The sequence below is a fragment of the Pseudomonas bubulae genome, assembly GCF_037023725.1.
GTDB classification, from domain to species: Bacteria; Pseudomonadota; Gammaproteobacteria; order Pseudomonadales; family Pseudomonadaceae; genus Aquipseudomonas; species Aquipseudomonas bubulae.
The window spans coordinates 1,246,156-1,259,403 of record NZ_CP146077.1 but is presented as its reverse complement, the minus strand read 5'-3'; the positions used below and the strand labels follow the sequence as shown (position 1 = coordinate 1,259,403).

Sequence of the window (13,248 nt, the reverse complement as noted above, 5' to 3'; positions counted from 1 at the left end):
ATCTCTATCCAAGGAAACCCGCATGTCTATCAGCAAGCTAGGCCGTGCCTATTTGTCGAATGCCAGCGCATTCATTCCGGTCATCGTGTTCCTGTTGTATGGCCGTTTCGGCCCGGGTGAGGCAGGCGTACGCTGGGATACCGCGTATGTGCTCAGCGGTATTCTCAGCATTGCGCACCTGTTCTGGCTGTTCAATTACCGCCCTGGCCATTGGATCGCAATGGGCGTCGACCTGTACCTGATGATTGGCGCCCTGTTGGCCACGGTCTCTACCGCTGCGTTGCAAGTGTGGGGGCAGGAGCTGGGTGCTGCTCCCGTGCTGGCGTGCGTATTGGTGATTGGCATGGGTGCCACCCGGTTTTCTCCACTCGGCTTCATCGGCGAAACCAGCAGCGATCAGGCTTTGGTTCGAAAACTCTCTGTGATGCTGCTGATTGGCGCGGCCATCGCCGTCGCCGTGTCGTTGATTTTTCGCCATAACACGTTGCTGGGAGGCGTATTGCCGGTCGTCGCACTGGTGCTGGTACGCAGCCAGTTGCTCAAGCGCATGGCGGCGGCGCAATGAGCGACCTGGAACATACCGTGGACCGACAAGCCTCGGGCCTCGACGCGTTTCTGGCCGAAGTCGCCGAAGTTCTGGGGCAGGCGTCGCTGCTGACCGGGGCGGACTGTGCCCCCTATGAAATCGACGTTGCTCATTGCCGCGGCAAAGCGGCGGCGGTCGTCATCCCGTGCGATACCCACGCTGTCAGCGCGCTTATGCGCATCGCGGTGCGCCATCGCATACGGCTGGTCGCCCAAGGCAACCGCAGCGGATTGGTGGGCGGTGCCGTCACCGACAACTCCGGCAAGCAAGTGATCGTCTCACTTTCGCGCATGCGCCAAGTGCGCGAGATTGATCCCTTGAACCGCACGGTGATTGTCGAAGCCGGCACGCTCTTGTCAGCACTGAATCGCACACTGGAAACCCATTCGCTGTATTTCCCTATTGATATCGGCAGCGACCCGGCCATAGGCGGATTAATTGGCGCCAATGCCGGCGGCAGCCGCTTGCTCAAGCATGGCGACGTGCGCCATAACCTGCTCGGTATCGAAGTGGTGCTGCCCGATGGCGACGGCACCGTGGTGCAACTCCTCGCACCGCTGCGCAAGAACAATACCGGGCTTGACCTCAAGCAGTTGTTTGTCGGCACCGGTGGCGCCTTCGGCATCATTACGGCGGCGACGCTTGAGCTCAAACGCATCGACCAGTCGACGCAAAGCGTGTTTGTGGCCTTGCCTGACCATGGGACAGCGCTTGAGGTGTTGCAGGCTTTCGAACTTCAATTTGGCGATCTGCTGTGCGCGTTCGAAGTGATCTCCGAGGCGGCGCTCGCCATTACGTTGCGCAACTTCCCCACGCTGCGCCACCCGTTCGGCCAATCGTCGGCAAGCTGCTACGCCCTGATTGAGATCGCCAGCAGCATGCCTGGCTTGCACAGCCTTTTTGCGCAACGAACCGAACAGGTGCTGGAAGCGCTGTATGAAAGCGGCCGAATTCTCGACGCCGCCTTTGGAAATACCAGCAGCTTTTGGCCACTGCGAGACAACCTGCCGCTGGCCATCGCCAAGGAAGGTATCCCACTGTCGTTCGACGTAGCGTTTTCGCGCTCACGCTTGGTCGCTTTCCGTGATCAGGCTGCACAGTGGTTACAGCGCGAACATCCGCTGCTACAGCTTTACGATTTCGGCCATTTTGCCGACGGCGGCTGCCATTTGATTGTGCTGGTGCCGCACGCCCACATCAGCCAGTACGGCATCGCCAAGGTCGTCGCTGTGCGTAGCGGCATCTATAAGCTGGTGACCGAAAACGGCGGCTGCTTCAGTGCAGAGCATGGCGTCGGGCCTGTGAATGCAGCTTATTACGGCAAGTACACGCCCCCAGAGGTGCAGGAAATCAGCAGGGCTATGCAGCTTTTAATGGATCCCCAAGCTGTGTTGGGCCGCTACCGCTACACATAGAACCAACCTCCTGCGCATTTCATTTCCAGGAAAAATCGGGCCTGACGATGGCACAGCAAACAATAGGACACATGATGATTACCGGCAAAATGCTCATCGGCCAGTCGGCAGTGCGTGGCGACAAAGGATTGCTGTCTGCAATCAACCCTGCCACCCATGAAACGCTGGGGCCTGACTTCGGCGTCGGCGGTATCGCTGACATTGAACAGGCCTGCACGTTGGCGCAGCAGGCCTGCGATCGCTACCGCGCGACCACGGCAGAACAGCGTGCCCAGTTTCTGGAAGCGATCGCCACGGGCATCCTGGCGTTGGGGGTCACGCTGATCGGGCGCGCGTCTCTCGAAACCGGATTGCCGGCAGCGCGCCTGATCATCGAACGGGGCCGCACCGTGAGCCAGTTGCGGCTCTTTGCCCAAGTGGTGCGCGACGGCCACTACCTCGGCGCCACCCTGGACAGCGCTTTGCCGACGCGCCTCCCTGCTCGCCCCGACCTGAGGCTGCACAAGATCGCGCTCGGCCCGGTGGCTGTATTTGGTGCAAGCAATTTTCCCCTGGCGTTTTCGGTTGCCGGCGGCGACAGCGCCGCTGCCCTGGCCGCTGGCTGCCCGATAGTGGTCAAGGCACACGAAGCTCACCTGGGTACGTCTGAACTGGTAGGCCAGGTGATTCAACAGGCCGCCGCTGCCCACAACTTGCCAGAGGGCGTGTTTTCCCTGCTCATTGGCGACAGTCATCCGTTCGGCCAGTCCCTGGTCAGCCATCCCGCGATCAAGGCAGTCGCCTTCACGGGTTCGCGACAAGGCGGTCTGGCGCTGATGCGTACCGCGGCGCAACGCAGCGAACCGATTCCGGTGTACGCCGAAATGAGCTGCATCAATCCCGTGTTCCTGTTGCCGCATGCGCTGTCGATGCGCGCCAGCGAAATCGGCCGTGGATTCGTTGAGGCTCTGACGATGAGTGCCGGCCAATTGTGTACAAATCCAGGCTTGGTGATTGCCCTGGAAGGTCAGCCGCTGACCCAGTTTTGCAGCACGGCCCTGGACGCCCTGCACAAAAAGGCGGCAGCAACCATGCTGACGCCGGGGATTCATCATGCCTACCTCGCTGGGATCGAGGAGACAGGCAACATCAGCGGTATTACAACGCTGGGCCAAGGGTGCCCTGCAGAAAAGCCAAGTGCCGCGCAGGCCACAGTGTTCGTAACCGATGCAGCCACCTTTCTCACAACAGGACGACTGGGCGACGAAACATTCGGCCCCAGCTCGCTGATCGTCGCCTGCAAGAATGCAGATGAAATGCTGGCGGTGGCCGAGCACCTGTCAGGACAGCTGACGGCTACAATGCAATTGGATGATGCTGATCATTCGCTGGCCAGAAAGCTGCTGCCCATTCTTGAGCGCAAGGCGGGCCGCATCCTGGTGAACGGTTATCCGAACAACGTCGAGGTCTCTCACGCGATGGTACATGGCGGCCCGTTCCCGGCCAGTTCGGACAGTCGAAGTAGCGCCGTCGGCGCCAGCGCCATCGACAGGTTCTTGCGGCCGGTGTGTTATCAGGACCTGCCTGCGGCCTTGATGCCTGAAGCGCTACAGGAGGGCAATCCGCTCGAACTGTGGCGCATGGTCAATGGGCAATGTGTGCTTGCCTGAGCCGCGGAGATCGCTTAATAGCCTGCGCTTTCAGGTTCGTAACGCACAAAGCGCCAGCCCGTCTGTTAAAAAGTCGCTTTGATCTGTAGTCCTACAGCCAATGCGTTTCCTCTTTTTTTACCGAAGAACGCGCCCGGTTCGATGTAGTACTGCATGTCCGGTCGCACCAGCAGCCAGGGCGTGACTTGCGCGCCATAGTTGAGTTCAAGCATCTGCTCGCCGTTGTCGAGGCTGGCGATCATGTCTGACTCCCCAAAATTGATTGCAGCCGCTTCTTGCTCATCGCGCGTGCGCGAATTGATCACGGCGCGGCCATAACCAAAGGCGATAGTATCTTTGGGGCGGTTTGCAAAGGGCTTCTGCTTGACCAGACCCACCGAATACCAACGACGCATCGGTGAAGTCGCAGCGTTACTGGTGGCCGCTTGCCCGAAAAGGCGCAATACGCTTTCAGGGTCTTGCTCGTCCTTCCAGATGGCCTGATCAAACAACACGTAAGCCCCGGTACGGTTACTGCTCTTTTCTGTGCTGCCAATTTTCTGGTAATTGGACGTGTCGTAATACCAACCGACTTTGTACTGACCATCCAGAAAGGCATGATTATTGAAAATCGCCTCCAGTGGCAAAATAGCCCCGGTGGTGCCGTTGCTGGGCATGGAAAACGCTTCAGAAGGGCGTGCGTTGTGCTCCGGGTTGACTTGGAACACAGCGGTTTGCAGCGTTAGAGACGGGTTAACGTCGTAACGCAGTTCTCCCCCCCAGTGTGCCGTCGGATAGTTACCCCATCCACTGCCGCTCGACATGGTTAACGGGTGTGCACAAAAACCGGCGCTTACAAAGTTGGTCAGGATCGGCATCCCCCCAAATTCGGTGCCCATGACCATATATCCAACCTTGGCCGACAGTTCTTTGGAAAACAGATTGCGTTGATAGCTGAACTCGGTCAGCCGGGTGTATTCACCCCCATAGTTTTCCTGAGCTGATAAGCGGTTACCGAGCAAATCTTCCGTGGCGCTGTGGCCACGACGGTCATTGATAATGATCTGCACCACCCCAGCATCCGGAGTGTCGAGTAACTTGCTCAGATCAAACTGCGCGCCAATGCGTATTTGTTGCGCATAGCGAGTGCCGCGTTTTATCCCGCCGTGCAGGTTCGAAATCGTCTCGGAGCTGTATTCACCCGTCAGCTTAATCCCCTTGTCGACCAGCTTCTGTCGCTCCCCTCCCCAATCGCCGGTGAGTGTTGAGCGACTCATCAAGTCCGTAGAATCTGCCAACGCTGAAGCAGGGGCCAACATACAGAACGACAAACCGCTGCACAGGCTGGTACTCAGCAGCGCGCGGAAAGAAAAAAACATTCGAAAGGTGCTCCGTTGAAAAAACGCAGATGATCAAGGCTGTTTAGCAAGTCGCCTTATGCTGCTTGCGTCAGGGTGTAAGGACTGGATTGGATTGGATAACGTCGCTTGACGTTAGTAACAACGCTTAAGTGTAAGCATTAGCTTTTTTGGAATACATCCAACTCTGCAAGAAACATTGTTGGTGCGTTCGTAACAATTCGCCTGAATGCCAGCTCTTGAACTAACAGGCACGAACCTGAAGCGATGACTCAACAGATCTGCTCATCGTGCCTATGACTCATTGCTCGTTGGCCACCCAGCACCGATGACGTTCTGCACCTATTGAGTCGCTCACGACTACTTGATTGTTACTGTTTCATCAATATTGTTTTCCAATGCGCTGGATTTATCCGAGACATCATCCGATTAAAATTAGCCTGCTTGCGCAAACAAAGTCACAAAATCCAACCCTATAGAGCACTGATGCTCCGCTCCAGGTTTCGTAGAACCTTCAGTCCTTTGTGTGCAACTGCGCGTTCGGCATCCGACTCACCGGGTAACGACCTGGTTTTTCAGCGCTTTAACGCTTGATTGACGAGGTGCCAGAGGATTTACGCCCAACCAATTACGTCCGAATCGATCATTCGGCCGGGCTGTTCGCACCGACGACGAACAGTTTTGTATTCACCCATAGAGCATTCATGAAAATGACGGATGACCATCAATCACCCACTAAAAGACGGGCAATCAGCTCGCTCGCGAGAATAATATTTTCCCTCTTCGTTTTTGCTGTTGCAGTGACATTGATATACGGCGGGGTCATGTTATTGGCCCTGGACGGATCAAGTTATTATCTAATAGCCGGGTTGGCTTATTTGCTACTCGCCCCGTTATTGTTATGGCGTAAACGTTTCAGCATTATATTTTCGGCACTTATTTTCCTTGCCACATGCGTCTGGGCATTTTATGAGGTAGGTCAGTTCAGTTATTGGGAACTGCTGCCACGCCTTGTCGTTCCAGCCATTATCCTGACACTTAGTTTGTGGGTGGGCGCGACGTTCCCGGGTACATCCCTGATGACTCGGCGCATGGCTAACCGGTTTGGCTTTGCGGTGTTTGCCGCGTTGATCGCCACCTTTATTGCTGCGTTTTACCCTCACGGTGCGATCTCAAATCCTGTGGTCGCGTCGAAGGCATCCGAGCCGAAGGAACCTACTGCCGATACGCCTGAAAATTGGGAATACTATGGTCGCAGCGCATCGGGTACCCGGTTTGCGCCTTACACGCAGATCACCCCAGAAAACGTCAAGGACCTACAGGTCGCCTGGACATACAGAACAGGGCGCAGAACGACCGGGGCTGGTGCAGGCGTAGACGAAAACACGCCGTTGCAGATTGGCAACGTGCTGTATTCATGCACACCGGAGAATCTGATCACCGCACTGGATGGTGATACTGGGGCTCCTCTCTGGAAGTTCGACCCTAAAGCCAAAACTGAAGAACACGTCACCTGCCGCGGCGTGGGTTATTACGACATCGATAAAGACGACAGCCTGAGTGCTGAGGTCAAGGCTTCGCACGACAACGACCAACAATGCCGTCAGCGCATTCTGGTGTCGTCGGTAGATGCCCGTCTGTTTGCGCTTGACGCGCACACCGGCGCCCTGTGCTCGAGCTTTGGTGAGAACGGTTACGTCGATCTCAAGAAAGGCATGGGCCCGACCGAGAAGAGCAAACGCTATCACCCAACCTCTCTGCCGGTTGTGATGGGTCATCTGACCGTAGTCGGCGGCTGGGTGCGTGACATTGTAGCGGGCGAGCCTTCAGGGGCCGTGCGTGCATTTGACGTGCTGACCGGTGATTTGGTCTGGGCATGGGACATAGGCGCACCTGAGGGTAAGGACGCTACTGCCGACGATCACCAGTTCACGCTGGAAACGCCTAACGTATGGACTATTCCTACTTACGATAAAGAGTTGAACCTGGTCTACCTGCCAACAGGCAATGGCCCACCGGACTACTGGGGCGGTGATCGCAACGCGGCCAAGGAAAAATATGGCTCGGCGGTTGTAGCTGTGGATGCATCGACCGGTAAAGCCAAGTGGGTTTACCAGATCGTTCACCACGATGTGTGGGATTACGACCTGCCTTCTCAGCCAGTTATGTATGACTGGAAGAGCGCTGACGGCGAGAAAACGCCGGTTTTGATCCAGACCAGCAAAACAGGCAATATTTTTGTTCTGGACCGTCGTACAGGCAAACCTGTTACCGAAGTTGAAGAACGTCCGGTTCCAACCTCACCTGCTGCTGAAGGCGAGCACCTGTCACCGACTCAACCGTTTTCGGTCGGAATGCCAACTATTGGTGTTGAGCCACTGACTGAGAAGTCCATGTGGGGCGTGACGACTTTCGATCAACTGTACTGCCGGATCATGTTCAAGGACTCCGTTTACGTGGGCCCGTTTACACCTCCGTCCGAGAAACCGTACATCGAATGGCCAGGCTTGTTGGGCGGTATGAACTGGGGGGGCATCTCCATCGACGAAAATACAGGCATGATGTTTGTTAACGACATGCGTGTGCCCCTGCGGATGTCGCTGGTGACGAAGGAAGACACCAGCAAGTTCAAAGTATCGACTGACGAAGTGCCCGGTTTCATGGGAACCATTCGCCCACAAGTCGCCGGTATCTATGGCGGCGTGAGAATCGACATTCTGCAATCGCCACTGGGCGTGCCGTGCAATACACCCCCGTTCGGCAGCATGAGTGCGATTGATCTCAATACTCAGAAACTGGTGTGGCAAGTGCCTATGGGCACCGTCCAGGATACCGGCCCTATGGGAATTAAAACCCACATGCCGATACCGCTGGGCATGCCAACACTGGGTGGTCCAACCTCAACAGCCTCGGGCCTGGTGTTCTTTGCAGGGACTCAAGACTACTACCTGCGTGCGCTCGACTCGGCAACCGGTAAAGAAGTGTGGAAAGCACGCTTGCCTGTCGGCGCAGTGGCCGCACCGCTGATCTACAAATCACCGGTTACCGGAAAACAATACGTGGTGATCTCTGCAGGGGGCATGAGCCACTCCCCTGACGTAGGTGATTACATCATTGCGTATGCATTACCGGACAGCGCTGAAAAATAAACGGCTGGTTGCGTTTATGTAAAAAATAATCCCCGTTTACGGGGATTATTTTTGAGGCAAACAAAAAGCCCCGAGAGCAGAACTCTCGGGGCTTTTTAGGTAACGCTGAAGCTGTTAAGCCCAAGGCAAGACCTAGAACGGAATATCGTCATCAAAGCTGTCGAAATCCGGAGCTGGCTGCGGGGCCTGCTGTTGCGGCGCAGGGCGCGACTGTTGCTGTTGCTGCGGTGCAGGGCGTTGAGCCTGCTGACGCGGAGCCGACTGTTGTTGCTGGTAGTTGTTGCCACCACCCTGGTTTTGCTGGTCGCCCTGTGGACGGCCACCCAGCAGTTGCATGGTGCCTTGCATGTCGACCACGATTTCGGTGGTGTAACGCTTGATACCGTCTTTTTCCCACTCACGGGTTTGCAGCTTGCCTTCGATGTACACCTGCGAACCCTTGCGCAGGTATTCGCCGGCGATTTCGGCCACTTTGCCGAACATCGATACACGGTGCCATTCAGTCTTCTCGACTTTCTGACCGGTTTGCTTGTCAGTCCATTGTTCGCTGGTTGCCAGACTCAGGTTGGTCACGGCATTACCGTTAGGCAAGTAGCGAACTTCGGGATCCTGGCCGCATGTGCCGACCAATATAACTTTGTTAACCCCACGGGCCATAACGTTCTCCTAGGCTTCGCACGTCGGCGCTGGGTTAACCAACTGCTCGAGTGTCGCGCGATCCAATAGTTCGGTGTCCAATTTGATATAAATCGCAGCCTCTTCAGCCACGATCACTGCATCTGTAACGCCATTGACTGCCTTTAGACGCTCAGCCAGACCTGCTTCGCGCAACGCCTCGGGCGATAACGGCAGGCGCAGGCTTGTTACATACGGTGGTTCACGCATGGTAACAGCAAAGGCCAACCAGAGTGCAGCCAGACCTGCGCCTCCCAGGAACACAACCGACAGACCGCCATGCTGAAACAGCCAGCCGCCGAGTATGCCGCCCAGTGCCGACCCGAGGAACTGGCTGGTGGAGTAAACCCCCATCGCCGTGCCCTTGCCGCCTGCGGGTGAAACTTTGCTGATCAGCGAAGGCAATGAAGCCTCCAACAGGTTAAACGCAGTGAAAAACACCACAGTGCCAATCACCAGCGTTCGTAAACTGTCGCCGAACTTCCAGAAGAATAGCTCAGTGAGCATCAACGTCACGACGGCGCCGAGCAAAACTCGTTTCATTTTGCGTTTCTTTTCGCCGTAGATGATGAACGGGATCATGGCGAAGAATGAAATCAGCAAGGCCGTCAGATACACCCACCAATGTTGTTCCTTGGGCAGGCCGGCCTTCTCGACCAGCGCCAGCGGCAGTGCGATAAAGCTCGACATCAACATGGCGTGCAGCACAAAAATGCCAAGGTCCAGGCGCAACAGGTCGGGATGGCGCAAGGTCGGCAGCAAGGCCTGCTTCGCCACTCCGGACTCACGATGCTGCAAGGTTCCGGTGGAACGCGGCACCATAAACATCACAATCACGATCCCGCACAGCGCCATTGCCCCCGTCGCCAGAAACAGCCCGGACAACCCGAAAGCGCGAGTCAGGAGCGGGCCCACCACCATGGCCACGGCAAATGACAAGCCGATGGTCATGCCGATCATGGCCATGGCCTTGGTGCGATGCTGTTCACGGGTAAGGTCTGACAACAGCGCCATGACCGCTGCAGAAATCGCCCCCGCACCTTGCAGGATGCGTCCCGCAATGACGCCCCAGATCGAATCGGAATTGGCCGCCAGCACACTGCCCAGCGCGAAGACAATCAAGCCCAGGTAAATGACCGGGCGCCGTCCAATACGATCGGAAATAACACCAAAGGGGATCTGGAAAATGGCCTGGGTCAGGCCATAAGCGCCAATCGCCAGACCAATCAGGGCGGGCGTTGCACCGGCAAGGTCCATTCCATAGGTTGCCAGAACCGGCAACACCATAAACATGCCCAGCATACGGAAGGCGAACACAAGGGCCAGACCGCTTGCTGCCCGGGTCTCGCCGCTACTCATGCGTTCGCTGTGGGGATCGTGCATGGAAAAACCTCATGTGAACCGGCGGCGATTCTATCAGTCCCATCGTCTAACAGCACATACACGAGAGAGACGCGACGCTTTGTCACGCAAAAGTTATAAAGGCTGCTTGAATGACAGTGTGCCATCAAGGGCCTGCACAGCTTTCGCACAGATCCGTATACTCATTCGTTTACGTTATGCCCGCCAAGCGAGGCCGCAGTGGACAAGATCCTGATACGTGGGGCACGAACCCACAACCTGAAGAACATCGACCTGACCCTGCCAAGGGACAAACTGATCGTTATCACCGGACTGTCTGGCTCCGGCAAATCATCCCTCGCGTTTGACACGCTGTATGCCGAAGGCCAGCGCCGTTATGTCGAGTCGTTGTCAGCCTATGCGCGGCAGTTCCTGTCGATGATGGAAAAGCCTGACGTCGATACCATCGAGGGTCTGTCGCCGGCGATTTCCATCGAGCAAAAATCGACCTCGCACAACCCGCGCTCCACGGTCGGCACCATCACCGAAATCTACGACTACCTGCGCCTGCTGTATGCCCGCGTAGGTATCCCGCGCTGCCCGGATCACGACATTCCTCTGGAAGCCCAGACCGTCAGCCAAATGGTCGACCTGGTACTGGCCCAGCCCGAAGGCAGCAAGCTGATGCTGCTGGCGCCGGTGATCCGCGAGCGTAAGGGCGAACACCTTTCAGTATTTGAAGAACTGCGCGCCCAGGGTTTTGTTCGCGCCCGGGTCAACGGCAAGCTTTGCGAGCTGGACGAACTGCCCAAGCTCGACAAACAGAAAAAGCACAGCATTGATGTGGTGGTTGACCGCTTTAAAGTGCGTGCCGATCTGCAGCAGCGCCTGGCCGAGTCTTTCGAGACAGCGCTGAAACTGGCTGATGGCATTGCCCTGGTTGCGCCGATGGACGATGAGCCGGGCGAAGAAATAATCTTCTCCGCGCGCTTCGCCTGCCCGATTTGCGGCCATGCGATCAGCGAGCTGGAACCCAAGCTGTTTTCCTTCAACAACCCGGCAGGTGCATGCCCGACCTGCGATGGTCTGGGGGTCAAGCAGTTCTTCGATATCAAGCGCCTGGTCAATGGTGAGCTGACGCTGGCCGAAGGCGCGATCCGCGGTTGGGACAGGCGCAACGTTTATTACTTCCAGATGCTCGGGGCATTGGCCAAGCATTACGACTTCAGCCTTGAAGTGCCGTTCAGCGAGCTGCCGGCCGACAAGCAAAAGGTGATCCTGTATGGCAGCGGCACGCAAAACGTGGATTTCCGCTATCTGAATGATCGTGGCGATATCGTCAAGCGTGCGCACCCGTTCGAAGGCATCGTGCCAAACCTGGAACGCCGTTATCGCGAAACCGAGTCGGCCACCGTGCGCGAAGAGCTGGCCAAGTTCCTCAGCACCCAGTCCTGCCCGGATTGCCGTGGTACCCGACTGCGTCGCGAAGCCCGTCATGTATGGGTCGGCGAAAAAACCCTGCCCGCGGTCACCAGCATGCCTATCGGTGATGCGACCGAATACTTCAGCACGCTGAGCCTGAGCGGACGCCGTGGCGAAATCGCTGACAAAATCCTTAAGGAAATTCGCGAGCGCCTGCAGTTCCTGGTGAATGTGGGGCTGGACTATCTGTCGCTGGACCGTAGTGCCGATACCCTGTCAGGCGGTGAAGCCCAGCGTATTCGTCTGGCCAGTCAGATTGGTGCAGGCCTGGTTGGCGTGCTGTATATCCTCGACGAGCCCTCCATCGGCCTGCATCAGCGCGATAACGATCGCCTGCTGGGCACCCTCAAGCATCTGCGTGATATCGGTAACACCGTGATTGTGGTGGAGCACGACGAAGACGCCATACGCCTGGCGGACTATGTGGTGGATATCGGCCCTGGTGCTGGCGTGCATGGCGGTCATATTGTTGCTGAAGGTACACCGGCCGAGGTGATGGCTCACCCTGACTCACTGACAGGCAAATACCTGTCGGGGCGTGTGAAGATTGCCGTACCCGCCAAGCGCACACCGCGCAACAAGAAGCTGACACTGTCGCTCAAGGGTGCTCGCGGCAATAACTTGCGCAATGTTGATCTGGAAATTCCGATTGGCCTGCTGACCTGTGTCACTGGGGTCTCGGGGTCAGGCAAATCCACCCTGATCAACAACACACTCTACCCGCTCAGCGCCACGGCACTGAATGGCGCGACCACGCTGGAAGCGGCGGCGCACGACAGCATCAAGGGGCTTGAGCATCTGGACAAGGTCGTCGATATCGACCAAAGCCCGATTGGCCGTACGCCGCGCTCCAACCCTGCGACCTACACCGGGTTGTTTACGCCAATCCGCGAGTTGTTCTCGGGTGTGCCCGAGTCGCGCTCGCGCGGTTACGGCCCGGGGCGTTTCTCTTTCAACGTAAAGGGCGGACGCTGCGAGGCCTGTCAGGGTGATGGCCTGATCAAGGTAGAAATGCACTTTCTGCCGGACATCTATGTGCCTTGCGATGTGTGCAAAAGCAAGCGTTACAACCGTGAAACCCTTGAGATCAAATACAAGGGCAAGAGCATCCACGAAGTGCTGGAAATGACCATCGAAGAAGCGCGAGTGTTCTTCGATGCCGTGCCTGCACTGGCGCGTAAGCTGCAAACGCTGATGGATGTAGGCTTGTCCTATATCAAGCTAGGACAATCCGCCACCACGCTGTCAGGCGGTGAGGCGCAACGGGTCAAGTTGTCCCGTGAGCTGTCCAAGCGCGATACAGGCAAGACCTTGTATATCCTCGATGAGCCTACTACCGGTTTGCACTTTGCTGACATCCAGCAGTTGCTGGATGTGCTGCATCGTCTTCGCGACCATGGCAACACCGTGGTAGTGATCGAACACAACCTGGACGTGATCAAGACCGCTGACTGGCTGGTGGATCTCGGCCCTGAGGGGGGTTCCAAGGGCGGGCAGATCATTGCTACCGGTACACCGGAAGAAGTAGCCGAGATGAAGCAATCACACACGGGCTTCTACCTGAAGCCACTGTTGATTCGCGACAAGGCTTAAATCGCGGTACGAAAAAGCCCC

At 56.9% G+C, this 13,248-nt stretch carries 8 protein-coding genes; 5 read left to right on the top strand and 3 right to left on the bottom strand.

Annotated elements, in window-relative coordinates; genetic code table 11:
* The first annotated feature begins 22 nt into the window (after nt 1–22).
* From V6L81_RS05880 to V6L81_RS05870, 3 genes are all read left to right on the top strand, one after another.
* Entirely contained in the window at nt 23–565 is a 543-nt protein-coding gene (locus V6L81_RS05880; RefSeq protein WP_095031799.1) for a permease, read from the top strand.
* Nucleotides 562–2,001 (top strand): FAD-binding oxidoreductase, encoded by a 1,440-nt coding sequence (locus V6L81_RS05875; RefSeq protein ID WP_338660535.1) that lies wholly within the window; start codon nt 562–564, stop codon nt 1,999–2,001. The genes V6L81_RS05880 and V6L81_RS05875 overlap by 4 nt, the downstream gene beginning before the upstream one ends.
* Nucleotides 2,002–2,072: 71 nt before the next feature.
* Nucleotides 2,073–3,650 (top strand): aldehyde dehydrogenase (NADP(+)), encoded by a 1,578-nt coding sequence (locus tag V6L81_RS05870; protein ID WP_338660534.1) that lies wholly within the window; start codon nt 2,073–2,075, stop codon nt 3,648–3,650.
* A gap of 65 nt (nt 3,651–3,715) precedes the next feature.
* Here the strand turns inward: V6L81_RS05870 and V6L81_RS05865 are convergent, their stop codons facing one another.
* Complete coding sequence (locus tag V6L81_RS05865; RefSeq protein ID WP_150628560.1) at nt 3,716–5,008, bottom strand: carbohydrate porin; 1,293 nt, start codon at nt 5,006–5,008, stop codon at nt 3,716–3,718.
* Nucleotides 5,009–5,697: 689 nt separating this feature from the next.
* On the opposite strand from V6L81_RS05865, the gene V6L81_RS05860 reads away from it, so the two are divergent.
* Nucleotides 5,698–8,136: a membrane-bound PQQ-dependent dehydrogenase, glucose/quinate/shikimate family gene (locus tag V6L81_RS05860; RefSeq protein WP_095023485.1), complete on the top strand. Its 2,439-nt coding sequence runs from the start codon at nt 5,698–5,700 to the stop codon at nt 8,134–8,136.
* A gap of 132 nt (nt 8,137–8,268) precedes the next feature.
* Here V6L81_RS05860 and V6L81_RS05855 read toward each other — a convergent pair whose 3' ends face one another.
* A complete protein-coding gene (locus V6L81_RS05855) occupies nt 8,269–8,793 on the bottom strand; it encodes a single-stranded DNA-binding protein (protein WP_016779190.1) in 525 nt (174 codons plus the stop codon).
* A gap of 9 nt (nt 8,794–8,802) precedes the next feature.
* Nucleotides 8,803–10,194 carry an MFS transporter gene (locus V6L81_RS05850; protein WP_095019084.1) on the bottom strand — a complete coding sequence of 464 codons (1,392 nt, stop codon included), beginning with the start codon at nt 10,192–10,194 and terminating at the stop codon, nt 8,803–8,805.
* A gap of 198 nt (nt 10,195–10,392) precedes the next feature.
* On the opposite strand from V6L81_RS05850, the gene uvrA reads away from it, so the two are divergent.
* Complete coding sequence (gene uvrA, locus V6L81_RS05845; RefSeq protein WP_094999498.1) at nt 10,393–13,227, top strand: excinuclease ABC subunit UvrA; 2,835 nt, start codon at nt 10,393–10,395, stop codon at nt 13,225–13,227.
* Nucleotides 13,228–13,248: the final 21 nt, after the last annotated feature.